Here is a 25,107-nt window from a genome sequence, read left to right as displayed (position 1 = left end):
GCTCCTTACAGCTGGTACCGGCGCATCCGGGTCTGGATGCCGAAGAGGTAGATGCAGACACCCACCAGGATGATCGCGAACATGGCGCTGGCAATGGCGGAACCCATGTGCGGATCGCCGAGCTGCAGCTGGAAGCCAAAGAAGGTGCGATACATGAAGGTGCCCAGGATATCGGTCGAGAAATCCGGCCCCGCCAGCGCGCCCTGCGACGCGTAGATCAGGTCGAAGGCATTGAAGTTGCCGACAAATGTCAGGATCGAGATGATCCCGATCGAGGGCAGGATCAGCGGCAGCTTGATCTTCCAGAAGGCAGCAAAGCCGGTGATGCCGTCGATTTCACCCGCTTCCAGGACTTCCTCGGGGATCGACAGAAGTGCGGCGTAGATCAGCATCATCGGGATGCCGACGAACTGCCACACGGAAATCAGCGCCAGCGTGGTCAGCGCGTATTCTTCTTTGCCGAGCCAGGGCGCGAACAGCGATTTCAGCCCGACCGCATCCAGCATCGACGGTGCGATGCCCCAGATCGGCGACAGGATCCGTTTCCAGGCAAAGCCGACGATCACGAAGCTGAGGATGGTCGGGATGAAGATGGCCGAGCGGTAGAGCGCGGCAAAGCGCAGCCGCGGGTGGCTCAGCAGTGCGGCCAGAGCGATGCCGATGGGGTTCTGCACCAGCATATGGACGAGGAAGAACCAGAAATTGTTGCCGAGCGCGTTCCAGAACTGCTCTGACCAGATCGGGTCAAAGAACAGCGTCTGGAAATTGGCCAGCCCGGCCCAGACCCGCTCCTGATCGATGCGCGTATAAAGCGCCAGCCGCAGCGTGTTGAACAGCGGAAAGATCATCACCGCGGTATAGATCAGCACTGCGGGCGCCAGGAACACGATGACGTGCAGGCGCGGGCGGCGGCGCTTCTTCGTGGCAGGAGCGGCGGCGGCGGCGGCCTGTGGCACCGCGGCGGCCATTGTGCCGGCTTGTGCCACGGTCTGCGGGGTGCCGCTTTGCGAGGGGCGGGACATGGGCAATTCCTCCATGTGTCAGGGGTGCGCCGACGGGGCGGTCGGCAGGTCGGTCCGGCGGGGCGCGCGGACAACTGATCTGGACGATCGGGGGTGCGGGGCGCAACGCAGGCTGCGCCCCGCGGTCAGCTTAGTTCTGCTGCGGCTCGTACCAGCTGGCCAGCCCGTCCTGCAGCTTCTGGCCCAGAGCCTCGGGTGTTTCGGTGCCCTTGATGGCAGCGACCGATGCGCCCCAGGTCTCGTTTTCCAGGTTCGGCGTGCCGCGCGACAGGATCTGGTAGGTGGAGCGGATGGTGCTCTCGCATTCGTCGCGCCAGCTCAGGAACTCCTGCGCCAGCGGATCCTCCAGCTCGACCGGGGCGCTGGACAGCGGGAAGAAGCCGGGCAGGGCATTGGCAAAGATCTCGGCGAACTCGGGGCTGGCGACCCAGGTCAGGAAGGTCTTGGCGGCCTCCGGGTTGTCGGTGGCGGCATTCATGCCGATGCCGATGTCGGTGTGATCCGAGATATAGCAGGTGTCGCCCGCGTTCTGCACCGGCGGGTTGAACACGCCCATTTCGAAATCCGCCTGCGCGTTGAAGCCGGAGATTTCCCAGCTGCCTGCCGGGTAGATCGCGGCGCGGCCCAGCGTGAACAGGTTCTGGCTGTCGGGATAGGTCTGTGCCTCGTAACCGTCACCCAGGTAGTCGGCCCATTTTGCCAGCGTTGCAAAGGGGGCGGTCCACTGCTCGTCGGTCAGCTTCTGCTCGCCCGCGATAAGCGCGAGCCGGCCTTCTTCGCCCTTCCAGTAGTTCGGACCGATGTTGTTGTACCCCATGGTGGCGGCTTCCCACTGGTCGTTGGTGCCCATCGCCAGGGGGATATAGCTGCCGTCTTCCTTGATCTTGTCGAGCGCGGCAAAGAACTCCGCTTCGGTTTTGGGCTCTTCGATGCCCAGCTCGTCGAAGATCTCCTTGTTGTAGATGAAGCCGTGGATCACGCTGGCCATCGGCATGCAGAATGTGGCCGAGCCATCATCGGTCTGCCAAGCGGATTTGGCGACATCCGGGAAGTTGCCCATCGCCTCCATGTCGCTGAGGTCGGTCAGGTGACCGGCTTCATACAGCGCCAGCGAGGCGTCGAAGGGGCGGCAGGTGATCAGATCGCCGGCCGACCCTGCGTCCAGCTTGGAGTTCAGCACGGCATTGTACTCCGCCGGAGCCGAGGGCGTGAACTTGATCTTGATGCCGGGGTGCTTGGCTTCAAAAGCGGGGATGATCTTGTCCTGCCACAGGGTCAGGTCGTCGTTGCGCCAGCTCTCGATGGTCAGCGTCGCATCTTCGGCAAAGGCGGCCGGGGCGCTTAGCGCGGTGGTGGCTAGCATGGCGATCAGGATCTTGCGGTTCATGTATTTTCTCCCAGTTTTTCTTCTTGAGTTCAGGCAGTTGGTTTCTTCAGCTGCTCAAGTGCCGGGCGCAGTCTGTCGCTGCTTGCCGACAACATTTCGGTGGCCTGTGTCATATCGGTTGCGCCTGCACACAGCAGGATGGCGGGTTTGACAGCCCCTCGCGACATCTCCAGCGCGGTGCGGGCCTGCGCCTGTGTTGCGCCGGTGATGCGCATCGTCACCGCCTCGGCGCGGGTGCGCAGCTTGGCGTTCTCGGCGCGAAAATTGACCATCATGCCGTCGTGCACATGGCCCAGCTCGACGGCCATCAGGGTGGACAGCATGTTCAGCGCGATCTTCTGCGCCGTGCCAGCTCCCATCCGGGTCGAGCCGGAGACCAGCTCCGGCGCGGTTTCCAGCAGGATGGGGTGGTCGCTCAGCTCCAGCAGCGGGCAGCCGGGGTTGTTGGCGATGCCCACCACCGCGGCACCGGCCTTGCGTGCGATGCGCGCCGCCTCGAGGGTGAAGGGAGTGGTGCCGCTGGCCGAGACCACGATCACCGTGTCATCGGGGGTCAGCAGGGCCAGGCCTTCGGTCAGGCTTTCGGTGTCGTCTTCAGTGGCGCAGGGCATGCGCGCGCTCTGCGGCAGGCCGCCCGCCATCAGGATGTGAATGCGCGCCTCGTCGATGCCAAAGGTGCCGCCGAGCTCCATCGCATCCGCCGCCGCCATCAGTCCGGAGGACCCCGCTGCCACATAGTACAGATTGCCGGTGCCGCCCAGGCTGCGGGCCATGGCGCGAGCGCCGTTGCTGATTTCGGTCAGGGCGGCAAGCGGGCTGTCGGCCGCCTGCCGCTGGCTGTCTGCGAGCGCCCGGGCAATGGTGGTGAGCGGCTGGGTGTCCAGCCCTTCTGCCTGCGGATGCAGCTGTTCGGTGGTACGTGGCAGCACGGGGGTCCTCCTTGTTGGCTGATAGCATACCTATACAATACCACTTGTCCATGGTTAATTTTTGAAAGGCCAATTCTGCCGATATTTCAGCGGATTGATCGGTGTGGTGCCGAGATTGGTCTGTTTTCGCCTTTCTTTTTTGCAAGAGGTATCATATAGGTATTTTCATGATGACTGGTATGAACACTCCCATTTTGGCCGTGGATGGCGGCGGCACCAACTGTCGGATCGTCTGTTGCGCGGGCGGCCAGCGGCATGTGGTCGGGGTTGGGCCCGCCAATGTCGCCAGTGATTTCGAGGGTGCGGTGGCGCGAATCGTCGCCGGGCTGGAGCAGCTGGCTGGCCAGCTGCAGCAACCGCTTCGGACGCTGTGCCGCCAGCCTGCCTACCTGGGGTTGGCCGGTGTGACCGGTCCCCAGATGGCGGAGCGGGTCGCGGAGGCGCTGCCGCTTGAGTTGCTGCGGGTCGAGGATGATCGGCGTTCCGCGTTGGTCGGCGCCCACGCCGGTGGGGATGGTGCCATCGCCCATTGTGGTACCGGCTCCTTTCTGGCGCTGCAGCGGCAGGGCGCACAGCGCTTTGCCGGCGGCTGGGGCGCGGTGCTGGGGGATGAAGCCTCGGCGCAATGGGTGGGCCGCAAGGCGTTGTCCGCGGCGCTGGATGTCGTGGATGGCTTGACCGATTCGACGGATCTGACCGAGGCGCTGCTGCGCGAGTTTGATGGTCCGGCCGGTATCGTGGCCTTCGCCGGTCAGGCGCGCCCTTACGAGGTCGGCCAGGTCGCGCGCAAGGTCACGGCGGCGGCGGAAGTGGGGGATGCGGTCGGTGTTGCGCTGATGCGGGAGGCGGCGATGCAGTTGTTGCAGGTGCTGGAACGCATGGGATGGACGCCGGAGCTGCCGCTCTGCCTCACGGGGGGTATCGGGCCGCAGTATGAACCCTATCTGCCGGAGGTTGCGCGCGCGGCTCTGGTCGCGCCGCAGGGGGCGCCGCTGGAGGGCGCCATCACCCTTGCGCAGTCTTTTGCAGCGGAGGTGCAGTCATGAACGCGGCAGCTTTTCTGGCACCCGACGACTGGTTGAATGAGGCCGATGGCCCGCGTTACGTCCGGCTGCGTCAGCGGCTGGAGGAGGGGATCGAATCCGGGGTTCTGCCGCCCAATTCCTCGCTGCCGCCGGAACGGGAAATGGCCGAGATCACCGGCCTGTCACGGGTCACCGTGCGCAAGGCGATTCAGGAGCTGGTCAGGCGTGGCAGCATCGTGCAACGGCAAGGCTCAGGATCTTTTGTGCGCGATGCCGCGCCGCGGGTCGAGCAATCCCTGTCGCATCTCACGTCCTTCAGCGAGGACATGCGCCAGCGCGGTATGGAGGTCAGCTCCAAATGGCTCGAGCGGGGCGTGTTCCTGCCCTCGCCGGAAGAGGTGGCGACGCTCGGGCTGGCGAGTGATGCCCAGGTGGCGCGGATCTGCCGTCTGTGCGAAGCGGGCGGGCGTCCGATGGCGGTGGAGCGCGCGGCGCTGCCGCTGGATATCCTTCCGAACCCCTTGGCGGTTCGCGATTCGCTTTACGAACTGCTGGAGAAGGACGGGCTGCGGCCGGTTCGCGCGACCCAGAAAATCTCGGCCGTCAACCTTGGCCCGGCAGATGCCGAACTGCTGGGCGTGGCCGAGGGCGACGCCGGGCTGCGCATCCAGCGGATTTCGTATCTCGACAGCGGCCGTGTGGCCGAATTCACCCGCTCGCTTTACCGCGGCGACGCCTATGACTTCGTGGCCGAGCTGCGCTTGACCCCGTGACCCCGAAACCCGACTTGAGAGGGCTGCCAAGATGACGTCCACCAACACCCTGATGCGTCAGGAAATCGAAGAGATCCCGGTTGCCGCGGAGCGCTTGCTGACCGGCGGGGGCGAGGCGGTTGCCGCCGCTGCCGCGATGGCCCGTGCGGGCGGGATGCGGTTCATGATGTCGGTGGCGCGCGGCTCCTCCGATCATGCTTGCACCTATCTGAAATACGCCAGCGAGCTTACACTGGGCCTGCCGATGGCGTCGGTCGGCCCTTCGGTGGCCTCGGTGTACGGCGCGGAGCTGCAGGCCGCCGGGGCGCTGTGCCTAGCGATCTCTCAGTCCGGGCAAAGCCCGGACATCGTGCGGATGACCGAAAGCGCGCGCGCCTCCGGCGCCAGCACCGTGGCGATCACCAATGATCCCAGGTCGCGGCTGGCTGGCGTGGCCGAGGCGACGCTGCAGCTCCACGCCGGGCCGGAGCGCAGCGTGGCGGCAACCAAGACCTTCGTGACCTCGCTGATTGCCGGTTTGTGGCTGATTGCCGAGCTGAAGGGCGACAAGGATCTGCTGGCGGCGCTGCACAAACTGCCGGAGCATCTGGAGGCCGCCACCCGCTGCGACTGGGGCGCGGCCGCGGCGGCGATCACCGGCAGCTCCCTGTTCACCCTGGGGCGCGGCCCAAGCCTTGCGATCTCCAACGAGGCGGCTCTGAAGTTCAAGGAAACCTGCCAGATCCACGCCGAGAGCTATTCCTCGGCCGAGGTTCTGCACGGGCCGGTCTCGATCGTCGACAGCGGCTTTCCCGTCATCGCCTTTGCCGCTGCCGATGCGGCAGAACCGCTGCTGGCCGAGGTTGCGGATGCGCTGGCGGCCAAGGGCGCTCAGGTCTTTGCCGTCACCGATCAGGTCAAACAGGCGCAGATCCTGCCGCATGTACGTACCGGCCACTGGCTGGCGGATCCGATCGCGGCGATCGTCTCCTTCTATGCCATGGTCGAGCAGGTGGCCGCGCAGCGGGGCATCAACCCGGATGCGCCGCGTCACCTCAAGAAAGTGACGGAAACGGTATGAGCGCGCGGGCAACCCTCTATCGTGGCGGGCGGATCTTTGACGGTGTCCGCCTCCACGAGGGCGCAGCGCTGCGCACCGAGGCGGGCCGGGTCACCGCCCTGGGGCCGGAGGCCGAAGAGCGGGGCGGCGATATCGTCGATCTGAACGGCGATATCCTGTCGCCGGGCTATGTCGACCTGCAGGTCAACGGCGGCGGCGGGGTCCTGTTCAACGCCGAGCCGACGGTCGATGGGCTCGCCTGCATGGCGGCAGCGCACCGCTCGCTGGGGGCGACCTCGATCCTGCCGACGCTGATTACCGATACGCCGGACAAGACACGCGCGGCGATTGCCGCAACGAAGGCGGCGATTGCGGCCGGGGTGCCGGGCATTGCCGGGCTGCACCTGGAAGGTCCGCATCTGTCGGTGGCTCGCAAGGGCGCGCATGAGGCGGCACTGGTGCGGCCGATGGAGGCGACGGGTATCGCCCTTCTGGTCGCGGCCGCGCAGGATTTGCCCGCACTGAAGATGACCCTTGCGCCGGAAAGCGTGACGACTGCGCAGGTGCGCGAGTTGACGGCGGCGGGGGTGGTGGTCTCGCTTGGGCACACGGACGCGGATTTTGACACCTGCATGACCTACGCCGAGGCCGGTGCCAGCTGCGTCACCCATCTGTTCAACGCCATGAGCCAGCTGGGCAACCGCGAGCCGGGCCTTGTCGGCGCGGCGCTGGCGGCGCCGGGGTTGAATGCGGGGCTGATTGCCGACGGCATTCACGTGCACCCGCAGGTGATCCGCGCCGCCTGGGCTGCCAAACGCGGGCCGGGGCGTATTTTCCTGGTCAGCGACTCGATGTCGCCCGCGGGTACGGATCAGACAGAGTTCGAGCTGACCGGGCGCATGATCTCGCGCCGGGATGGGCGGCTGACGCTCGCGGACGGCACCCTGGCGGGGGCGGATCTGGATCTGACCACGGCACTGCGGGTGCTGACCGGCAAGGCGGATGTGCCGCTTGAGCAGGCATTGGCGGCAGCCACCAGCGTGCCTGCGGGGGTCGTCGGCCTGACCGGGGTGGGGCGGCTGCGGATTGGTGATGCGGCGGATCTTATCCGTATTGCCGGTGATTTGTCCTCCGTCGCCGTATTGGATTGAGTTGTCGGCGACATGTGCTCTGGTCCCGGCGCGCGCTTGCCGCATCTGGTGTGGCAATGCCTCGGGCGCTTGCAATTGCGCCGGGTTGCGGCAAGATGCCCCGGTCAGCCGCGCGGCGGAACTGCCTTGACTTGACGTATCGTTATCGTTACCGTTATCGATAACAGAAACACCTGCCCGCTTGCATTGGCTTCCCGGCGGCGGCATGTCAAACTCAGCGGTGGCGACGCCGGGCTGATGGTATGCGTGAACCGGGCCGCCGGCCAGGGCTGACAGAGGTTGAATCAATGGTTTCGCGCGTCATTCCCGTCGCTCCTTTTGATCTGGTGCTGTTCGGTGCGACCGGCGATCTTGCGCGTCGCAAGATCCTGCCGGCCCTGTTTCACCGCTTTCAGATCGGTCAGTTCGGCAATGACTGCCGTATCATCGGCACCTCCCGCACCGAGCTGAGCGGCGAGGAGTTCCGCAGCCAGACCGCCGAGGCCATTCGCGACTTCGGCCAGGATGTCGAGACAACCGCCGAGGAGATCGCCGAGTTCACCCAGCTGTTGGACTATGTTGCGGTTGATGCGCGCGGCACCGGCGGCTGGGACCAGATCAACGAAAAGCTGCGCGAGGACGCGGTGCGGGCCTTCTACCTGTCGGTGGGCCCGTCGCTGTTTCCCGACATCGCCCGCCGCCTCAGCGAGACCGGCATCGCCACGCCGGAGAGCCGGATCGTTCTGGAGAAGCCCTTTGGCCATGATCTGGCCTCGGCGCAGGAGCTGAACGCCGCCTTGCGCGCTCATTTCCAGGAAAAGCAAATCTACCGGATCGACCACTATCTGGGCAAGGAAACCGTGCAGAACCTGATGGCGCTGCGCTTTGCCAACTCATTGTTCGAGCCGCTATGGAACTCCTCCCATATCGATCACGTGCAGATCACCGTGGCCGAAAGCATCGGCGTCGAGGGGCGGGGCGAATACTACGACAAATCCGGCGCCATGCGGGACATGGTGCAGAACCACCTGATGCAGCTCTTGTGCCTCACCGCGATGGAGCCGCCGGCGCGGTTCACCCCCAACGCGGTGCGCGACGAAAAGGTCAAGGTGATCGAGGCGCTGCGCCCGGTGCCGCAGACCAGCATAGCCCGTGGCCAGTACCGTGGCCGCAGTGATGGCGGTGCCGGGGACGGGTACCGCGACCATGCGGGCAACCCCGCCAGCCGCACCGAAAGCTATATCGCGCTCAAGGCCGAGGTCGCCAACTGGCGCTGGGCCGGTACGCCCTTCTACCTGCGCACCGGCAAGCGCCTGCGCGAACGTGTGAGCGAGATCGCGGTGTTCTTCCGCGACCCGCCGCACAATATCTTCGAAGGCTCCGGCCCGGTGCATGGCAACGTGCTGGTGATCCGCCTGCAGCCGGACGAGGGCATCACCCTGCGCACCACCATCAAGGATCCCGGCCCGGGCGGTATGCGCCTGACCGGCGCCAACCTCGACATGACCTTTGCCGAGGAGCTGCCGGAATCGGGCCGCCCGCAGGACGCCTATGAACGTCTGATCATGGACGTGATCCGTGGCAACCAGACCCTGTTCATGCGCGGCGACGAGGTCGAGGCCGCCTGGGCCTGGGCCGACCCCATCATCGCCGGCTGGGAAGAGGGCGGAGAGGCGCCGCAACCCTATGACAGCGGCAGCGCCGGTCCCGATGACTCGCTGTTGCTGATCCACCGCGACGGCCGCCGCTGGCGCGGCATCGGCAGCTGAACACCCGCAGCAGGACAGACACCGGAAAGGCATCTGACATGAGCTTGAACTCCACCTTGGCCGCGGTCACGGAACGTATCATCCGGCGCAGCGAAGAGACCCGCAGCACCTATCTGGAGCGGATGCGCGCGCAGGGGCGCAAAGGGCCTGCGCGGGCGCATCTGTCGTGCTCGGGTCAGGCGCATGCCTATGCTGCCGCCGGTCCCGACCAGCCTGCCCTGGCGGAGGCCACCACCGGCCATCTTGGCATCGTCACCGCCTATAACGACATGCTTTCGGCGCACCAGCCGTTTGAAACCTATCCGGCACTGATCCGTGACGCGATCCGCGCCGCGGGTGGTACGGCGCAGGTGGCGGGCGGCGTGCCTGCGATGTGCGATGGTGTTACCCAGGGCGAGGCGGGCATGGAGCTGAGCCTGTTTTCCCGCGACACCATCGCCATGGCCACCGGGGTTGCGCTCAGCCACAATGTGTTCGATGCAGCTGTCTACCTCGGCGTCTGTGACAAGATCGTGCCGGGCCTGGTGATCGGCGCACAGGCGTTTGGCCATGTGCCTGCCGTGTTCCTGCCCGCAGGCCCGATGACCAGCGGCCTTGCCAATGATGACAAGGCCAAGATCCGTCAGAAATTCGCCGCCGGTGAGGTCAGCCGTGCAGAGCTGCTGAAGGCCGAGATGGCCGCCTATCACGGCCCCGGCACCTGCACCTTCTACGGCACCGCCAACACCAACCAGATGCTGATGGAGTTCATGGGGCTGCATCTGCCCGGCTCCTCCTTCGTCAATCCCGGTACGCCCCTGCGTGAGGCGCTGACGGTGGAGGGCGCAAAGCGTGCCCTGTCGCTCAGCGCGCTTGGCAACAATTACACCCCGGTCTGCGAGGTGCTGGACGAGAAGGCCTATGCAAATGGCATCGTCGGGCTGATGGCCACCGGCGGCTCCACCAACCTGCTGATCCATCTGATCGCCATGGCGCGGGCGGGCGGTATCATTCTTGACTGGCAGGATTTCGCGGAGCTGTCGGACGTGGTGCCGCTGCTGGCGCGGGTCTACCCGAACGGGCTGGCCGACGTGAACCATTTCCATGCCGCGGGCGGGCTTGGCTACATGATCGGTGAATTGCTGAAGTCCGGCTTCCTGCATCCCGATACCCGCACCGTCGCGGGGGAGGGGCTGGAGCATTACGTGCAGGAACCTTTCCTGAGTGACGAAGGGCTGACGTATCGTCCCGGCCCGCGCAAGACCCTCAACGACAAGGTGCTGCGGCCGGCCTCGGACCCGTTCCAGAAAACCGGCGGGCTGAGGCGGCTGACCGGGAACCTCGGCACCGCGGTGATGAAGGTTTCCGCGGTCGCGCCCGAACATCACGTGGTTGAAGCGCCCGCACGGGTGTTCCACGACCAGGACGACGCCAAGGCCGCCTTCAAGGCGGGCGAGCTCGCAGAAGGGGATGTGATCGTCGTGGTTCGCTTTCAGGGGCCCAAGGCCAACGGCATGCCGGAACTGCACAGCCTGACGCCCTTTCTGGGCATCATGCAGGGGCGCGGTCAGAAGGTGGCCCTGGTCACCGACGGGCGCATGTCGGGTGCTTCGGGGAAGGTGCCTGCCGCGATCCACGTGGTGCCAGAGGCGCTGGACGGCGGTCCGATTGCGAAAATCCGCGACGGTGACATGCTGCGCGTGGACGCCGTGAAAGGGACCCTTGAAATCCTCGATGAGAATGTGCTGGAGCGCGACAACGCTACGGCCGATCTGTCGTCCAGCCAGCATGGCACCGGACGAGAGCTGTTTTCCCTTTTCCGCCGCTCGGTCGCTTCGGCCGATGAAGGCGCAAGTGTATTTGGAGTTTAAGCAATGCCCATAACCGCACAGCAAGCCAGCCAGCGGACGCGCGAAATTTGTGCCATGGCTCCGATCATGCCGGTGCTGGTGGTGGAGGATGCTGGCCACGCCCGTCCCTTGGCCGAAGCCCTGGTCGCCGGTGGCCTGCCTGGACTGGAAGTGACGCTGCGCACCGCCGCCGCGCTGGATGTGATCCGCGAGATGGCGCAGGTGCCCGGCGGCGTGGTCGGGGCGGGTACGCTGGTGACCCCCGCCGATGCCGAGGCCGCCAAGGACGCGGGTGCGCAGTTCGGCGTCTCGCCCGGTGCCACCGACGCGCTGCTGGATGCCTGTGAGCAGATCGGCCTGCCGATCCTGCCCGGTGCCGCGACCGCCAGCGAGGCGATGCGGCTGCTGGCGCGCGGCTATGACATGTTGAAATTCTTCCCGGCCGAGGCATCGGGCGGCGCGCCTGCGCTGAAGGCCATCGGGGCGCCGCTGCCGCAGATCTCCTTCTGTCCGACCGGTGGCGTCAGCCCTGCCAATGCAGACAGCTACCTCAGCCTGTCCAACGTGGTCTGCGCCGGTGGGAGCTGGGTTGCCCCCAACGATCTGGTGCAGGGGGGTGACTGGGGTGCGATCAAACAACTGGCCGCAGAGGCCAGCCAGCTAGGTGGCCGCAAATGACCAGCGCCTGGGATACGCTCGAGAAACTGCACGCCGATACCTGGGATCGCCGGATCCTGTCGCTGTTTGATGCGGATCCCGCCCGCTTTGACAGCTTCTCGGCGGAGGTGGACGGGCTGCTTCTGGATTATTCCAAGACCAACATCGATGCCGAGACCCGCGCCGCGCTTCTGGAGCTGGCCGAGGCGGCAGACGTTCCCGGCAAGCGCGACCGGATGTTCAGTGGTGGCATCGTCAATAGCACCGAGGGCCGCGCGGTTCTGCACACTGCCCTGCGCGCACAGACCGCCGATCCGCTGCTGGTCGGCGGCGAGGATGTGCGCCCCGGTGTGGCAGAGATGCTGCAGCGGCTGGAAGAGTTTGCCGAAGCCGTGCGCTCGGGGGCGCTTGCCACCCCGGCGGGGCGCAAGTTCACCGATGTGGTCAACATCGGCATTGGCGGCTCCGATCTTGGCCCGCTGATGGCGGTACGTGCGCTCGCGCCCTACCACGACGGGCCTGCCTGCCACTTCGTCTCCAACATCGACGGCGCCCATGTGCGCGACACGCTGGCGGCGTTGAACCCGGAAACGACGCTTGTCATCATCGCTTCCAAGACCTTCACGACGGTGGAAACGATGACCAATGCCGCCGCCGCGATCCGCTGGCTGGAAGCCGCTGTCGGCAAGGAGGCAGCCGGTCATCTGGCGGCCGTGTCCTCGGCGCCGGACCGGGCGGCCGAGCTGGGCATCACTGCCGACCGGGTGTTCGGCTTCGCCGATTGGGTTGGCGGGCGCTATTCGCTGTGGGGGCCGGTGGGGCTGCCGATCATGCTGGCCATCGGGGCGGCGAACTTCCGCGATTTCCTGGCGGGTGGCGCGGCGATGGACGACCATTTCCGCAGCGCCGAGGCCGAACGGAACCTGCCCTTGATGATGGGGCTGGTCGGGATCTGGCACAACAACATCTGTGGCTATGACTCTCGGGCGGTGTTGCCGTATGACCAGCGGCTGGAACGGCTGCCTGCGTATCTCCAGCAGCTGGAGATGGAAAGCAACGGCAAGCGGACCAGGGTGAACGGTGACACCGTGGAGCGTGCGACCTGTCCCATCGTCTGGGGTGAGCCGGGCACCAACGGTCAGCACGCCTTCTACCAGCTGCTGCACCAGGGAACCCGGATCGTACCGGCCGAGTTCCTGATCGCAGCCGAGGCGCATGAGCCGGACTTGCAGCACCACCACGACCTGTTGAAGGCAAACTGCCTGGCGCAGTCCGAGGCGCTGATGTGCGGCCGGTCTCTGGAGGAGGCGCGCGACCTAGTCGCCAAATCCGGGCTGCCGGACGGAGATATCGAGGCCGAGACACTGGCCTGTCACCGCAGCTTCCCGGGTAACCGGCCCTCGGTCACGCTGGCCTACCCCAAGCTGACGCCCTTCGTGCTGGGCCAGATCATCGCGCTGTACGAACACCGGGTGTTTGTCGAGGGCGTGATCTGGGGCATCAACTCCTTCGATCAGTGGGGGGTGGAGCTGGGCAAGGAACTGGCCAACTCACTGCTGCCCATGGTCCAGGGAGCCTCGGCGGAGCGCAAGGATGGCTCCACCAGGGGGCTGCTGGCGAAACTCTCCGGATCAAGCGCATAAGGCAGCGCGGCCCCTAGGGGGGCGGCGGGCCGGATGACGGTCGAACAAATCAAAGGGGGCGCATTGGCTGAACCAATGCGCCCCCGTTCTTTATGCGCGTCCTGCACGTTGGCAGGGCCGGGGCAGGTCAGGCGGCGAGGTCGAAGCGGTCGGCTTCCATCACCTTGACCCAGGCGGCTACGAAGTCATGGACGAACTTCCCGGCGCCATCGTCCTGCGCATAGACCTCGGCCAGCGCCCGCAGTTGCGAGTTGGAACCGAACACCAGGTCGGCGCGGGTGGCGGTCCACTTCGGCGTCCCGCTGGCGCGATCCACGCCTTCGTACAGCCCGTCGCCGGTGGGTTTCCACTTGGTGCCCATGTCGACGATGCCGTGGAAGAAGTCGTTGCTGAGAACCCCGACGCGGTCGGTTAACACCCCGTGCGGGCTGTTGCCATGGTTGGCCCCCAGAACCCGAAGGCCGCCCAGCAGCGCTGTCATCTCCGGCGCGCCAAGGCCCAGCAGCTGCGCGCGGTCGACCAGCAGCTTCTCTGCGGGGATGCTGTAGGTGCCTTTCTGGAAGTTGCGGAACCCGTCAGCTTCCGGTTCCAGCACGGCAAAGCCCTCAACGTCGGTCTGCTCCTGGGTGGCGTCGGTGCGACCGGGCGTGAAGGGCACCTCGATGGGGAAACCTGCCGCCCGGGCGGCTTCCTCCACCGCGGCGCTGCCTGCCAGCACGATCAGATCGGCAAGCGAGACCTTCTTGCCCTCCGGAGCGGCGGCGTTGAAGTCGCTCTGGATCTGTTCCAGCACGCCCAGCACACGGGCCAGCTGCTCGGGCTGGTTCACCTCCCAGTCCTTTTGCGGCGCAAGACGGATGCGCGCGCCGTTGGCACCCCCGCGGTGGTCTGATCCACGGTAGGTCGAGGCCGAAGCCCAGGCCACCGACACCAGTTCCGGCACTGTCAGTTCGGACTCCAGAACCTGTTTCTTCAGCGCCGCCACGTCCGAGGCATTGATCAGTTCGTGATCCACCGCGGGCAGCGGGTCTTGCCAGATCAGGTCCTCGTCCGGCACCTCGCTGCCGAGGTAACGCGACTTGGGCCCCATGTCGCGGTGGCACAGCTTGAACCAGGCACGGGCAAAGGCGTCGGCGAACTTGTCCGGGTTGGCGTGGTAATCGCGCGAGATCTTCTCGTAGATCGGGTCCATCCGCAGCGACATGTCGGCGGTGGTCATCATCGGCGGATGCATCTTGCTGGGGTCATGGGCGTCCACGACCATATGCTCCGGCTTCACGTTCTGCGCCTCCCACTGGTGCGCGCCGGCAGGGCTTTTGACCAGCTTCCACTCGTAGCCGAACAGCACGTCGAAATAGCCCATGTCCCATTTGGTCGGATTGGGTTTCCACGCGCCCTCGATGCCGCTGGTGGTGGTGTCACCTGCATTGCCGGTGCCATGGGTGTTGATCCACCCGAGGCCCATTTCCTCGACGTCCGCCATCTCTGGCTCGACGCCGACCAGCTCGGGGTTGCCCGCGCCGTGGGCCTTGCCGAAGGTGTGCCCGCCGGCCACCAGGGCCACGGTTTCCTCGTCGTTCATGCCCATGCGCGCAAAGGTGTCGCGCACGTCAAAGCCCGAGGCGATCGGATCGGGGTTGCCGTCCGGACCTTCCGGGTTGACGTAGATCAGGCCCATCTGCACGGCGGCCAGCGGATGTTCGAGTTCCCGCTCGCCGGAATAGCGGCTGTTGGGCTTGTCGCTGGTGGCCAGCCATTCGGTCTCGGAGCCCCAGTAGATGTCTTCCTCGGGTTCCCAGATGTCTTCCCGGCCACCGCCAAAGCCGAGCACCGGACCGCCCATCGATTCAATGGCGCAGTTGCCGGCCAGGATCATCAGGTCCGCCCAGGAGATCCGGTTGCCGTATTTCTTCTTGATCGGCCACAGCAAACGGCGCGCCTTGTCGAGGTTGCCATTGTCCGGCCAGCTGTTCAGCGGCGCAAAGCGCTGGCTGCCGGTGCTGCCGCCACCGCGGCCATCGGCGCTGCGGTAGGTGCCCGCACTGTGCCAGGCCATGCGGATGAACAGGCCGCCGTAGTGGCCGTAGTCCGCGGGCCACCAGTCCTGGCTGTCCGTCATCAGCGCGAACAGGTCCTTCTTGACCGCGTCCAGGTCGAGCTTCTTGAACTCTTCACGGTAGTTGAAGTCCGCGCCCATCGGGTTCGACTTGGCCGAATGCTGATGCAAGATCCGCAGATCCAGCTGATTTGGCCACCAGTCCTGGTTCCTGGTGCCGCCGCCGCGGGCGGTGTTATGCGCCGATCCATGCATTACCGGGCATTTTCCTGCGGGGGTATTGCCGTCCATCTTTCTCTCCGATCGTGGCTGCAAAGTGGGTTGTGCTACGTGACGCAACATCTTGAACCTTGGCGCGTCTCGCCTGTCCTGATGTTGAGAAAACCCTAGCAGACGGCGTTGATTGGATTAAGTTGCATTTATTCATCGCAGTGATAGGTTTGCCTTATGATTAATGTGACCTTGCGCCAGATGCGTTATTTTGAGGCCCTGGCCCGCCACCGCCATTTCGGTCGTGCCGCGGATGCCTGCGCCGTGTCCCAGCCCGCCCTTTCGGTCCAGATCAAGGAGCTGGAGGAGGTGCTGGGGGTGCAGCTGGTCGAGCGGGGGGCCCGCCAGGTGCGGCTGACCAGCCTGGGCGAGGACCTGGTGCAGCGGGTGCGCGGCATCCTGCGCGCGGTGGATGAGCTGGGAGAACTGGCGCGCGCCTCCCGTGAGGGGCTGGCAGGGCGCCTGCGGATCGGGGTGATTCCGACCATCGCCCCCTATCTTCTGCCAGCCATCGTGGCGACGCTCGCCCGCGACCACCCCGAGGCCGACATCCGGGTGCGGGAAACCGTGACCCCGAAACTGCTCAAGGAGCTGGGGGAGGGGCGGCTGGACACCGCCATCGTGGCCTTGCCGGTCTCGGAACCGGCGTTTGAAGAGGTGGCGCTGTTCAGCGAGCGTTTCGTGCTGGTGCGCCCCGGCGAAGACGCGGATTTGCCGGTGCCCGGCCCGGAAGGTCTGCGCGAAATGCGCCTGTTGTTGCTGGAGGAGGGGCACTGTTTTCGCGATCAGGCGCTGTCCTTTTGCAACATGCAATCTGCCGCCCCGCGTGAGCTGCTCGATGGCAGCTCGCTGTCAACGCTGGTGCAGATGGTCGGCGCCGGCATCGGGGTGACGCTGATCCCGGAAATGGCAATCCCGGTCGAAACCCGCTCGGCGGCCGTTTCGGTTGCGCATTTTGCGGACCCGCAGCCCGCGCGCACGATCGGCATGATCTGGCGCCGCAGCAATCCGCTGGCCCGGCAGCTGACCCAGGTGGCCGAGCTGGTGCGGGAAACCGCGCGCACCCGGCTGGGCGCGACACCGGTGCAGGGGTGACGCTGGCGGGCGGGGCTGTGCCTTTCGGATGAAGAGGGGAGGGCACGCCCCCTGTTTTTCGCGGGCGATGCATCTTTTCACCAAAACCCGTGCCGCCGATGTTGACTCTGCCACCGCCCTCTATATAAGCGCGGCTTCATTGGTGTTGGTGGCCCCCGCAAGGGGATGCCTGTCATGCCCGGATCCTGGATGCGGAGCAAGAGGACAACGCCCTTCGATTGTTGCAGAGGCTTCTGGGACAGGCGAACACGGACGGTGCGGTCGCACAAGCGATTACAACCGTCCAGGTGGGAACCGGTTTTGGAAAGTGGCTGCAGCGCCACTCAAGAAGGAGATCAGCCGTGACCAAACGCACGTCTGCCAAGTACAAAATTGACCGCCGCATGGGCGAAAACATCTGGGGCCGCGCCAAGTCCCCGGTCAACCGCCGTGAGTACGGCCCCGGCCAGCACGGTCAGCGCCGCAAGGGCAAACTGTCCGACTTCGGTATCCAGCTGCGCGCCAAGCAGAAGCTCAAGGGCTACTACGGCGACCTGACCGAAAAGCAGTTCCGCCGCATCTACGGCGAAGCCGAGCGTGTGAAGGGCGACACCGGTGAAAACCTGATCGGTCTGCTGGAGCGCCGCCTGGACGCGGTCGTCTACCGCGCCAAATTCGTTCCCACCGTCTTTGCGGCTCGCCAGTTCGTGAACCACGGCCACGTGACCGTGAACGGCAAGCGCGTGAACATCCCCTCCTACCGCGTGAAAGAGGGCGACGTGATCGCCGTTCGTGACAAGTCCAAGCAGCTGGCCATCGTGCTGGAAGCCGTGGGCCTGGCAGAGCGTGACGTTCCGGACTACCTGGAAGTCGACCACTCCAAGATGACCGCGACCTTCGTGCGCACCCCGGGTCTGAGCGACGTGCCGTACCCGGTCGTGATGGAACCGAACCTGGTCGTCGAATTCTACGCCAAGAACTAAGTCACCTGCCCCTTGGGCATGCGACTGGAAGGGCTGTCCTGCGGGGCAGCCCTTTTTCGTGGCGCAAAACGGTCGCAAAGTGGCGCATTGCAATTTTCCTGTGGCTGTTGGTCGTGGATCGCTCTACCCTCGAGTCAGAAAAGACCGGGAGTGTATGATGAAATTCATTGCAGGGGCGGTCTCAGCCGCCGTAATTGCCTTCTCCGCCGCGGCGGCCTTGGCGGCACCTCTGAAGCTGACGCCAGCCAATCCTCAGCCATCTTCGGTCAAGCCGGGGCTGGCGGTGACCTATGCCTATCCGCAGGACGTCAAATCGCTTGCGCAGGCGGAATGGGCCTTGAAATCCCACGGTGAGCCGGGACGCCCGATTGCCGGGCTCGACAATCGCGACACCGCAGAGGGCGAGCCGACGCTCACCTCCAAACGTGCCATGCATGTGGCGGCGCGCATCACCGGCTACGTGCGGCTGGATCAACCCGGGGTGCACACCATCGATTTCCTGACCAATGACGGGCTGCTGGCCCGCATCGGCGGGCAGGAGGTCGGAAAGTTCGATGGCCGACAGGCCTGCGACAGCACCGTCCAGACCGAGGTCGAAGTGCCCCAGGCGGGATGGTACCCTGTAGATATCCTGTATTTTCAGCGCCTTGGCACCGCCTGTCTGCACATGCGCATGGGCCCCAAAGGCAAGCGCCCGATGTGGATGAAGAACAGCGCCTTCGGCCACTGAGGTCGGGCTTGGCCGGTCCCGTCGGCCAGCCGTGTCCACCCGCGGCAGCTGCCGGGTCCCTCTGATATCGGGCCGCGGGAAGGCGGGGCCTTTGGGCGCGGCTACAGGGGCAGCGGCCGGGCCTCGGCGATAGCTTCCATCGCGAAATACGAGGTCACGCTGTCCAGCTCCACCCCCGCGATCAGCCGCTGGTAGACGCGGTCATAGCTAGCCATGTCCTGGGTGACCACCTTCAGCTGATAGTCGTAGTCCCCGCCAATGCGGTGGAAGTCCACGACCTCGGGAATGGTCAGCACGTGGCGGCGAAACTTTTGCAGCCAGTCTGCGGAATGATGCCGGGTCCGCAGCATCACGAAGACGACAAGATCCAGATCAAGCGCCGCCCGGTCTATCCGCGCGGTGGACCCCTGCAATACCCCGCTGTCATTCAGCGCCTTCAGGCGCCGCCAGCAGGCGTTCTGCGACAGGCCAACCTGCTCTGCCAACTCGCGTTGCGACAGGCTGCCATCCATTTGCAGCGCGCGCAGGATGCGCCTGTCTATCTGATCGATTACTTTGCTCATTCTGCGATCATACGACACAAAATTTGGCCAAAATAGTCATTAGTTGATAAAGAATCCGCGCTAAATGCCGTTCAGAATGCCGCTGCGACTACATGAGGGGCCGACATGACACTGGCAGCATTCAAACAATCCATCAAAATCGCCGCGCAAGATGGCAGCCTGGAGCAGGGGTTGATCGGCGAAGGGGTGATGATTCCCGGTCTCGATGGCGAGGTGCCGCTGGTCTATGCGGACTACGTTGCCTCCGGACGCCCCCTGCGTCAGGTCGAGGAGTTCGTCGCGCAAGCGGTTCTGCCGTTCTACGCCAACTCCCATACCGAAGCCTCCTACTGTGGCTCCTACATGACCCGCCTGCGCCGCGAGGCGCGCGCCGAGATCGCCCGCCTGTGCGGCGCGATGCAGCAGGACAGCGTGATCTTCACCGGTTCCGGCGCGACGGCGGGGCTGAACCGTCTGGTCAGCCTGTTCGGCGTCAACGAGGCCGCGCAGCCGGTGGTTTTCATCGGCCCGTATGAACATCACTCGAACATCCTGCCGTGGCGCGAAAGCAAGGCCAAGGTGGTGGAAATCCCCGAGGCCGCAGGGGGCGGCGTCGACCTGGAGGCACTTGCGCAGGAACTGGCGGCCCATGCGGACAGCGATCTGAAAATCGGCAGCTTTTCCGCCGCCTCCAACGTGACCGGCATTCTGACCGACCCGGATCCCGTCAGCCGACTGCTGCACGCCCATGGCGCGCTGGCGGTCTGGGACTACGCCGGCGGCGGTCCCTATCTGCCGATTGACATGGGCGGGCAGGGCGCGGCGCGCAAGGATGCGGTGGTGGTCTCGCCGCACAAGTTCCCCGGTGGCCCCGGCTCTTCCGGCGTGCTGATCGTCAACGGTGCCGAGGTGCGCCGTCGTTGCCCCTCCTGGCCCGGTGGCGGCACCGTCAGCTTTGTGTCGCCCTGGCAGCATGAATACAGCCGCGACCTGGCGGCGCGCGAGGAGGCGGGCACCCCCAATGTGATCGGCGACATCCGCGCAGCCCTCGCCTTTCTGGTGAAGGAAGCTGTCGGGCAGCAGCGGATCGAAGCGCGCGAGGCCCGCTTTGCGCAGATGGCCTGGGACGGCTGGGCCGACAATCCGCGGCTGCGCGTCCTCGGCCACCGCGCCGCGCACCGGTTGCCGATCTTTTCTTTCCTGGTCACCGACGCGTCGGGCGCGCCGGTGCATCAGCAGCTGTTCACCCGCATGCTCAGCGACGTCTATGGCATTCAGGCCCGGGGCGGTTGCGCCTGTGCCGGGCCTTACGCCCACCGGCTGTTGGGCATCGGCGCGGCCGAGTCGGCGTCCCTGTTCCGGGATCTGCAGGCCGGAGAGGAAATGAAGAAGCCCGGTTGGGTGCGGTTGAACTTCTCCTACCTGATGCGGGATGAGACCGCCCGCTACATCATCGACAGTGTCAACGCGCTGACCGAACGCGTCGGCGCGCTGGCGCCGCGCTATGGTGCCGATCCCGAAACGGCACGCTTCCAGGCGCTTGTCGCCTGATCCAAGTGGCAGCAGGTCGGCTGGGGGCGGCATCTTGGTGCTTCCCCAGCCCGCCTTGGGCCGCTATGACGGGCAGGAATTAACGGAGCCCGTATTATGACCCAAATCACCCCGCAGCCCGGCATCATGGACATCGCTCTGTATCAGGGCGGAGCCGCCCATGTGACTGGGGTGAGCAACGTTGTGAAACTCTCCTCGAACGAGAACCCGTTCGGGCCCAGCCCCCGCGCGGTCGCCGCGATGCAGGAGGCTGCGGCCAACATGCATCGCTACCCCAGCTCCGACCACGCCTCGCTGCGCCGGGCCATCGGAGAGGTTCACGGATTGGCGCCGGAGCAGATCATCTGCGGCGCTGGCAGCGACGAGATCATTGCCTTCCTGTGCCAGGCCTATGCCGGACCGGGTGACGAGGTGCTGTTCACCGAACACGGGTTCGCCATGTACCGCATCAGCGCTTTGGCGGCGGGCGCGACCCCGGTCGAGGTGCCCGAGCGCGAGCGCGTCACCGATGTCGACGCGCTGCTGGCGGGGTGTACCGACCGCACCCGGCTGGTCTTCATCGCCAATCCCAACAACCCGACCGGCACCATGATCAGCGCGCGCGAGGTCGCCCGGCTGGCCGATGGCATCCCCGCGGGCGCGCTGCTGGTGCTGGACGGCGCCTATGCCGAATACGTCGAAGGCTTTGACGGCGGTGCCTCGCTGATCGCCGAGCGCAACAACGTGGTGATGACCCGCACCTTCTCCAAGATTTACGGCTTGGGCGGCGCGCGCATCGGCTGGGGTTACGGCCCGCAGGAAATCATCGATGTGTTGAACCGCCTGCGTGGCCCCTTCAATGTCTCCAGCACCGCGCTGGCGGGGGCCGAAGCCGCGGTCCGCGACACTGACTACCTCGACCACTGCCGCGCCGAGAACGCCAAGTGGCGCGGCTGGCTGGCGGATGCGCTGGCCGAACTGGGGGTGCCGTCGGATGTCTCCTGCACCAATTTCATTCTGGCGCGTTTCGGCAGCCAGGCCGAAGCCGAGGCCTGTGACGACTATCTGCAGTCGCAGGGGCTGATCGTGCGCCGGGTGGCGGGCTACAAGCTGCCCAACGCGCTGCGCATCACCATCGGCGACGAAGACGCCTGCCGCCGTCTGGCCGCAGCGGTGAAAACCTTCAAAGAGGGCCGGGCATGAGCACGCAGGTTTACGAGCGCGTCGCGCTGATCGGGCTGGGGCTGATTGCCTCCTCGATGTTCTGGGCGATGAAACGTGCGGGGCTCGCGGGCGAGGTCACAGGTTATGCCCGCAGCAGCGAGACCCGCGACACCGCCCGCCGCATCGGCTTGTGCGACCGGGTCTGCGACACCGCGCGCGAGGCGGTTGCGGATGCCGACCTGGTGGTGCTCTGCGTGCCTGTCGGCGCCATGGGCCCGGTGATGGAAGAGATCGCCCCGGTGCTGAAACCCGGTGCCACTGTTTCGGACGTGGGCTCGGTCAAGCGCCACGTGATCGACGCGGTGCAGCCGCATATCCCCGAAGGCGTGCATTTCGTGCCCGCCCACCCGCTGGCCGGGACCGAGCATTCCGGGCCTGAATCCGGCTTTGCCGAGCTGTTCGACAACCGCTGGTCGCTGCTGGTGCCGGTCGAGGGCACCGATCCCGAGGCCACCGCCCGCCTGCGGGCGCTGTGGGAGGGGATGGGCGCCAATGTCGATGAGATGGACGCAGATCACCACGACCTGGTGCTCGCCGTCACCTCGCATACGCCGCACCTGATCGCCTACACGATGGTGGGCGTCGCTGACGACCTGCGCCGCGTCACCGACAGCGAGGTGATCAAGTACTCCGCCGCGGGGTTCCGCGACTTTACCCGGATTGCGGCCTCGGATCCGACCATGTGGCGCGACGTGTTCCTGACCAACAAGGATGCGACGCTGGAGATCCTCGGCCGCTTCACCGAGGAGCTGTTCGCGCTGCAGCGGGCCATCCGCACCGGCGACGGCGAGCATCTGCACGATTACTTCACCCGCACCCGTGCGATCCGCCGCGGCATCATCGAGGCCGGGCAGGACACCGATGCGCCGGACTTTGGCCGGAGCCTGAAGAAGTGATCCGCGCGGGCGTCCTCCTGGCAGCGCTGCTGCTGGCGCCCGCCACCATCGCAGGGCCGCAGCAGGAGCCCACCGCGCCTGCAACGCAGCTGGCCGCGCTCAGCGTCCCGCGCGGGGTGACCCCCGTGCCGCAATCGCTCGCGCCTCCGCAGGCCACGGAGGTTCTGTTCGGCCGCAAGAAGCGCCGCGAAGGCTCGGTCTGCGGCGATCCCGAGATCAAGGGCGATGACTTTGGCGATGTGGCGGGCAAGCTGCCCGGCTGCGGCGCCAAGGATGCGGTGCAGGTGCGCGAGATTTCCGGCGTGCGTCTCAGCCAGGCCTCCTTGATGACCTGCAGAACGGCGCGCGCGCTGAAGACCTGGATCAACCGCGAGGTGGAGACCGCCTTTGGCCGCCGCAACAAGGTGGTTGGCCTGCGGGTCGCCGCGCATTACGCCTGCCGCACCCGCAACAACCGCCCCGGCGCCAAGATCTCGGAACACGGGCGTGGTCGGGCGATCGACATTTCCGGCTTCACGCTCGAAAGCGGCGAAACCATCACCGTTTTGCATGGCTGGCAAAAGCGCAAGACCCGGCGCAAGCTGAAGAAGATCTGGCGCGCCGCCTGCGGGCCCTTCAGCACCGTGCTGGGGCCAGAGGCCGACCGCTATCACCGCGACCACTTCCACCTGGACGTTGCCCGCCACCGCAACGGCGCCTATTGCCGCTAGGCAGCGCCGGAAGGGGCGGCTCCCGCGCCTGAAGATGCCCTTGCGGGCATATTGCAGCCTTGGGCCCCGCGCGCTGCGCGCGCCGTCCGGCCTGTTGCGCTGCGCGGGCATTTCAGCCGGATGCGCTGCGTGTAAACCATCAGAAGAACATGCTGAGAGGCACCTCAGGGGCAGGTCTGCCCTGACGCGCCATGTCCAGTATGCAGGTAGAAGCCTGTAAAGGGTAAACGGCGCGTCGCGCCGCCGCTGCGCGGCCCTTGACGGGCTGGCGCGCGCGGGCGCTTCAGCGCAGGATCAGGCGCGGCGCGGGGCCGATCGGCAAGGGCCCCAGCATCACCTGGCCGTTCTCAAAGCCCAGCGTCAGGTCCAGATGCTCCGGGTTGCCACCGGACTGCGCCAGCAGACTCAGCACGCGCTCCGCCGTGCGGCGCAACGCGGGCGCAAGCACACCGCTGCGCTCGGCCATCGACAGGATGTCACGCCAGTTTTCCGCCCGCAGGGCGACGCGCCCGTCAGGCCGACCCTGCGCGTCCACGGTCACTGCGCCGTTGGCCTTCAGTCGCAATGCGCCCCAGTGGGCGTCGGCGAACTGCAACTCGATGCGGCGCGGCTGCGGGCGTCTCTCCTCCAGGGCGCTGCGGTCCCAGGCGCGGTCGAACGCCACCGTCATCTCCAGCGTCAGCGTCTCCAGCGCCTCCGGCAGGTCGGGCCCGGCGGCCAGGCGCCGCCGCCAATGCTCTCCCGGTACCAGGCCATCGGCCCTTGCCCGCAGCTGATAGGTCTCGGGGGTGTCGGTTTGCACCATGCCGATGTCCAGGGTCCGGGCGGCCAGCGCGATGTCTTCGCCCATCGTGACCTGCCAGCGCCCGGCGGTCAGCTCCAGCGCTTCGATGGTGAGGGCGGTGCCAGGCGCCAGCCGCAGGTCCGCCTGCAGCTCCTGCGCGGCGATCACCGCCGTCTGGTCCAGATAGGACAGACGTTGCTGCGTTGCCGGAAAGCGCAGCGTCATCGCGCCGGGCCAGAGCGCCGGGCTGTCCAGCTCCAGCCAGTCGGCCCGCCAGGCAAGGCCGGTGCCCGGATCGGCCAGCGCGGGCTGAGCCAGCCGGGTGCGGTGGCGCCACGGGTAGCCCTCGGTGTTCAGCGCTGCGACATCTGCCTGCCAGCCCTGCGCGCGCCGGTCCTCGAACCAGGCGGCCACCCCCGCACGCAGACCCCAGCCAGCAACGGCCCAATACAGGCTCCAAAGCAGCAAACCGGTCAGCAGCAGTTTCACCAGGCGCATGGGATAGCCTCTTTTGTCCGGGGTGGGATTGCTGTTTATAGGGGGAGAGCAGAAAGGGCCAGACAGCATGACAATGTGGGTATTCGGTTACGGATCTCTCCTGTGGAACCCGGGGTTCCCGGTGGCGCGTCGCGAGGTGGCGGTGCTGCACGGCTATGCGCGATCCTTCTGCATGAGCTCGGTCCACCATCGCGGCACGGAGGAGCGACCGGGGCTGGTGCTGGCCCTGGACGAGGTGAAGGGCGCTCATTGCAAGGGGCTGGCGATGGCCGTGGAAGCCGGACATGAGGCGCAGACGCTTGATTACCTGCGCGAGCGGGAGCTGATTTCCTCGGCCTACGTGGAGCGCAACCTCGAGGTTGAGCTGACGGACGGGCGCAAGGTCACCGCGGTGACCTATGTGATCGACCCCGATCACGTGCAGTATTGCGGCGGCATGGGGCTGGAGGAACAGGCCCAGATCATCGCCCATGCGGTCGGCGGGCGGGGGCCGAACACCGAGTATCTCTACAACACCGCCGATCACCTCTCCGAAATCGGCCTGCATGACGTCGATCTCGACTGGCTGGCCCGACGGGTGCGGGAAATCACCGCATAAAGCCTTGGC

General features: G+C 66.1%; 22 protein-coding genes. 16 read left to right on the top strand and 6 right to left on the bottom strand.

The annotated features are described in order from the left end of the window. Positions 1–5: 5 nt before the first annotated feature. The 3 genes from AB9K35_RS09315 to AB9K35_RS09305 all read right to left on the bottom strand — a co-directional run bounded on the left by AB9K35_RS09315 (position 6) and on the right by AB9K35_RS09305 (position 3,338). Positions 6–968: a carbohydrate ABC transporter permease gene (locus AB9K35_RS09315; protein WP_369925570.1), complete on the bottom strand. Its 963-nt coding sequence runs from the start codon at positions 966–968 to the stop codon at positions 6–8. A gap of 184 nt (positions 969–1,152) precedes the next feature. Next, positions 1,153–2,409, bottom strand: coding sequence for an ABC transporter substrate-binding protein (locus tag AB9K35_RS09310; RefSeq protein ID WP_369925530.1), 1,257 nt, complete (start codon positions 2,407–2,409; stop codon positions 1,153–1,155). A 29-nt stretch (positions 2,410–2,438) separates the two neighbouring features. Further along, positions 2,439–3,338, bottom strand: coding sequence for an N-acetylmuramic acid 6-phosphate etherase (locus tag AB9K35_RS09305; protein WP_369925528.1), 900 nt, complete (start codon positions 3,336–3,338; stop codon positions 2,439–2,441). 179 nt (positions 3,339–3,517) lie between these two features. On the opposite strand from AB9K35_RS09305, the gene AB9K35_RS09300 reads away from it, so the two are divergent. The 8 genes from AB9K35_RS09300 (at position 3,518) to pgi (ending at position 13,203) form a co-directional block, all read left to right on the top strand. Continuing rightward, positions 3,518–4,384: a BadF/BadG/BcrA/BcrD ATPase family protein gene (locus AB9K35_RS09300; RefSeq protein WP_369925526.1), complete on the top strand. Its 867-nt coding sequence runs from the start codon at positions 3,518–3,520 to the stop codon at positions 4,382–4,384. Next, positions 4,381–5,136 carry a GntR family transcriptional regulator gene (locus AB9K35_RS09295; protein WP_369925525.1) on the top strand — a complete coding sequence of 252 codons (756 nt, stop codon included), beginning with the start codon at positions 4,381–4,383 and terminating at the stop codon, positions 5,134–5,136. Before AB9K35_RS09300 ends, AB9K35_RS09295 begins: the two co-directional genes overlap by 4 nt. Before the next feature lie 31 nt (positions 5,137–5,167). Then, positions 5,168–6,196 (top strand): SIS domain-containing protein, encoded by a 1,029-nt coding sequence (locus tag AB9K35_RS09290; RefSeq protein WP_369925524.1) that lies wholly within the window; start codon positions 5,168–5,170, stop codon positions 6,194–6,196. Then, positions 6,193–7,326, top strand: coding sequence for an N-acetylglucosamine-6-phosphate deacetylase (nagA, locus tag AB9K35_RS09285; RefSeq protein WP_369925522.1), 1,134 nt, complete (start codon positions 6,193–6,195; stop codon positions 7,324–7,326). The genes AB9K35_RS09290 and nagA overlap by 4 nt, the downstream gene beginning before the upstream one ends. A gap of 287 nt (positions 7,327–7,613) precedes the next feature. Further along, the gene (gene zwf, locus AB9K35_RS09280) at positions 7,614–9,074 is read left to right on the top strand and encodes a glucose-6-phosphate dehydrogenase (protein WP_369925520.1); all 1,461 of its coding nucleotides are present in this window, start codon (positions 7,614–7,616) and stop codon (positions 9,072–9,074) included. 38 nt (positions 9,075–9,112) lie between these two features. Further along, complete coding sequence (gene edd, locus AB9K35_RS09275) at positions 9,113–10,924, top strand: phosphogluconate dehydratase (RefSeq protein WP_369925518.1); 1,812 nt, start codon at positions 9,113–9,115, stop codon at positions 10,922–10,924. 3 nt (positions 10,925–10,927) lie between these two features. Continuing rightward, positions 10,928–11,581: a bifunctional 4-hydroxy-2-oxoglutarate aldolase/2-dehydro-3-deoxy-phosphogluconate aldolase gene (gene eda, locus AB9K35_RS09270; RefSeq protein WP_369925516.1), complete on the top strand. Its 654-nt coding sequence runs from the start codon at positions 10,928–10,930 to the stop codon at positions 11,579–11,581. Then, a complete protein-coding gene (gene pgi / locus AB9K35_RS09265; RefSeq protein WP_369925515.1) occupies positions 11,578–13,203 on the top strand; it encodes a glucose-6-phosphate isomerase in 1,626 nt (541 codons plus the stop codon). The genes eda and pgi overlap by 4 nt, the downstream gene beginning before the upstream one ends. Before the next feature lie 127 nt (positions 13,204–13,330). Here pgi and katG read toward each other — a convergent pair whose 3' ends face one another. Continuing rightward, positions 13,331–15,550, bottom strand: a complete 2,220-nt coding sequence (gene katG, locus AB9K35_RS09260; protein ID WP_369925513.1) for a catalase/peroxidase HPI — start codon at positions 15,548–15,550, stop codon at positions 13,331–13,333. Between the two features lie 156 nt (positions 15,551–15,706). On the opposite strand from katG, the gene AB9K35_RS09255 reads away from it, so the two are divergent. The 3 genes from AB9K35_RS09255 to AB9K35_RS09245 all read left to right on the top strand — a co-directional run bounded on the left by AB9K35_RS09255 (position 15,707) and on the right by AB9K35_RS09245 (position 18,316). Beyond that, positions 15,707–16,624 (top strand): LysR substrate-binding domain-containing protein, encoded by a 918-nt coding sequence (locus AB9K35_RS09255; protein ID WP_369925511.1) that lies wholly within the window; start codon positions 15,707–15,709, stop codon positions 16,622–16,624. 341 nt (positions 16,625–16,965) lie between these two features. After that, positions 16,966–17,586 (top strand): 30S ribosomal protein S4, encoded by a 621-nt coding sequence (gene rpsD, locus AB9K35_RS09250; protein ID WP_369925509.1) that lies wholly within the window; start codon positions 16,966–16,968, stop codon positions 17,584–17,586. 157 nt (positions 17,587–17,743) lie between these two features. After that, on the top strand, positions 17,744–18,316 hold the full coding sequence (locus AB9K35_RS09245) for a PA14 domain-containing protein (RefSeq protein ID WP_222455049.1): 573 nt from the start codon (positions 17,744–17,746) through the stop codon (positions 18,314–18,316). Positions 18,317–18,417: 101 nt separating this feature from the next. Here the strand turns inward: AB9K35_RS09245 and AB9K35_RS09240 are convergent, their stop codons facing one another. Continuing rightward, entirely contained in the window at positions 18,418–18,879 is a 462-nt protein-coding gene (locus AB9K35_RS09240) for an Lrp/AsnC family transcriptional regulator (protein ID WP_222455050.1), read from the bottom strand. Between the two features lie 105 nt (positions 18,880–18,984). Between AB9K35_RS09240 and AB9K35_RS09235 the strand changes: the two genes are divergently transcribed. The 4 genes from AB9K35_RS09235 to AB9K35_RS09220 all read left to right on the top strand — a co-directional run bounded on the left by AB9K35_RS09235 (position 18,985) and on the right by AB9K35_RS09220 (position 23,218). Continuing rightward, a complete protein-coding gene (locus AB9K35_RS09235) occupies positions 18,985–20,409 on the top strand; it encodes an aminotransferase class V-fold PLP-dependent enzyme (RefSeq protein ID WP_369925507.1) in 1,425 nt (474 codons plus the stop codon). A gap of 96 nt (positions 20,410–20,505) precedes the next feature. Beyond that, the gene (hisC, locus tag AB9K35_RS09230) at positions 20,506–21,591 is read left to right on the top strand and encodes a histidinol-phosphate transaminase (protein ID WP_369925505.1); all 1,086 of its coding nucleotides are present in this window, start codon (positions 20,506–20,508) and stop codon (positions 21,589–21,591) included. Next, positions 21,588–22,508, top strand: a complete 921-nt coding sequence (locus tag AB9K35_RS09225) for a prephenate/arogenate dehydrogenase family protein (RefSeq protein WP_222455053.1) — start codon at positions 21,588–21,590, stop codon at positions 22,506–22,508. Before hisC ends, AB9K35_RS09225 begins: the two co-directional genes overlap by 4 nt. Continuing rightward, on the top strand, positions 22,505–23,218 hold the full coding sequence (locus AB9K35_RS09220; protein ID WP_369925503.1) for an extensin family protein: 714 nt from the start codon (positions 22,505–22,507) through the stop codon (positions 23,216–23,218). The genes AB9K35_RS09225 and AB9K35_RS09220 overlap by 4 nt, the downstream gene beginning before the upstream one ends. 283 nt (positions 23,219–23,501) lie before the next feature. Here AB9K35_RS09220 and AB9K35_RS09215 read toward each other — a convergent pair whose 3' ends face one another. Beyond that, positions 23,502–24,500 carry a DUF2125 domain-containing protein gene (locus AB9K35_RS09215; RefSeq protein WP_369925501.1) on the bottom strand — a complete coding sequence of 333 codons (999 nt, stop codon included), beginning with the start codon at positions 24,498–24,500 and terminating at the stop codon, positions 23,502–23,504. Positions 24,501–24,567: 67 nt separating this feature from the next. Between AB9K35_RS09215 and AB9K35_RS09210 the strand changes: the two genes are divergently transcribed. Further along, a complete protein-coding gene (locus AB9K35_RS09210) occupies positions 24,568–25,098 on the top strand; it encodes a gamma-glutamylcyclotransferase (protein ID WP_222455056.1) in 531 nt (176 codons plus the stop codon). The last annotated feature ends 9 nt before the right edge of the window (positions 25,099–25,107 follow it).

Source organism: Leisingera sp. XS_AS12, from assembly GCF_041224635.1.
Classification (GTDB): Bacteria; Pseudomonadota; Alphaproteobacteria; order Rhodobacterales; family Rhodobacteraceae; genus Leisingera.
The sequence above is the reverse complement of the archived record's forward strand: the minus strand, read 5'-3'. Positions and strand labels throughout refer to the sequence as shown.

What these genes read in the sequence shown, in the direction of transcription:
- AB9K35_RS09315 (WP_369925570.1), bottom strand. Translation starts at nt 968, where the DNA reads ATGGCCGCCGCGGTGCCACAGGCCGCCGCCGCCGCCGCTCCTGCCACG.
- AB9K35_RS09310 (WP_369925530.1), bottom strand. Translation starts at nt 2,409, where the DNA reads ATGAACCGCAAGATCCTGATCGCCATGCTAGCCACCACCGCGCTAAGC.
- AB9K35_RS09300 (WP_369925526.1), top strand. Translation starts at nt 3,518, where the DNA reads ATGAACACTCCCATTTTGGCCGTGGATGGCGGCGGCACCAACTGTCGG.
- AB9K35_RS09295 (WP_369925525.1), top strand. Translation starts at nt 4,381, where the DNA reads ATGAACGCGGCAGCTTTTCTGGCACCCGACGACTGGTTGAATGAGGCC.
- AB9K35_RS09290 (WP_369925524.1), top strand. Translation starts at nt 5,168, where the DNA reads ATGACGTCCACCAACACCCTGATGCGTCAGGAAATCGAAGAGATCCCG.
- nagA (WP_369925522.1), top strand. Translation starts at nt 6,193, where the DNA reads ATGAGCGCGCGGGCAACCCTCTATCGTGGCGGGCGGATCTTTGACGGT.
- zwf (WP_369925520.1), top strand. Translation starts at nt 7,614, where the DNA reads ATGGTTTCGCGCGTCATTCCCGTCGCTCCTTTTGATCTGGTGCTGTTC.
- edd (WP_369925518.1), top strand. Translation starts at nt 9,113, where the DNA reads ATGAGCTTGAACTCCACCTTGGCCGCGGTCACGGAACGTATCATCCGG.
- eda (WP_369925516.1), top strand. Translation starts at nt 10,928, where the DNA reads ATGCCCATAACCGCACAGCAAGCCAGCCAGCGGACGCGCGAAATTTGT.
- pgi (WP_369925515.1), top strand. Translation starts at nt 11,578, where the DNA reads ATGACCAGCGCCTGGGATACGCTCGAGAAACTGCACGCCGATACCTGG.
- katG (WP_369925513.1), bottom strand. Translation starts at nt 15,550, where the DNA reads ATGGACGGCAATACCCCCGCAGGAAAATGCCCGGTAATGCATGGATCG.
- AB9K35_RS09255 (WP_369925511.1), top strand. Translation starts at nt 15,707, where the DNA reads ATGATTAATGTGACCTTGCGCCAGATGCGTTATTTTGAGGCCCTGGCC.
- AB9K35_RS09245 (WP_222455049.1), top strand. Translation starts at nt 17,744, where the DNA reads ATGAAATTCATTGCAGGGGCGGTCTCAGCCGCCGTAATTGCCTTCTCC.
- AB9K35_RS09240 (WP_222455050.1), bottom strand. Translation starts at nt 18,879, where the DNA reads ATGAGCAAAGTAATCGATCAGATAGACAGGCGCATCCTGCGCGCGCTG.
- AB9K35_RS09235 (WP_369925507.1), top strand. Translation starts at nt 18,985, where the DNA reads ATGACACTGGCAGCATTCAAACAATCCATCAAAATCGCCGCGCAAGAT.
- hisC (WP_369925505.1), top strand. Translation starts at nt 20,506, where the DNA reads ATGACCCAAATCACCCCGCAGCCCGGCATCATGGACATCGCTCTGTAT.
- AB9K35_RS09225 (WP_222455053.1), top strand. Translation starts at nt 21,588, where the DNA reads ATGAGCACGCAGGTTTACGAGCGCGTCGCGCTGATCGGGCTGGGGCTG.
- AB9K35_RS09215 (WP_369925501.1), bottom strand. Translation starts at nt 24,500, where the DNA reads ATGCGCCTGGTGAAACTGCTGCTGACCGGTTTGCTGCTTTGGAGCCTG.
- AB9K35_RS09210 (WP_222455056.1), top strand. Translation starts at nt 24,568, where the DNA reads ATGACAATGTGGGTATTCGGTTACGGATCTCTCCTGTGGAACCCGGGG.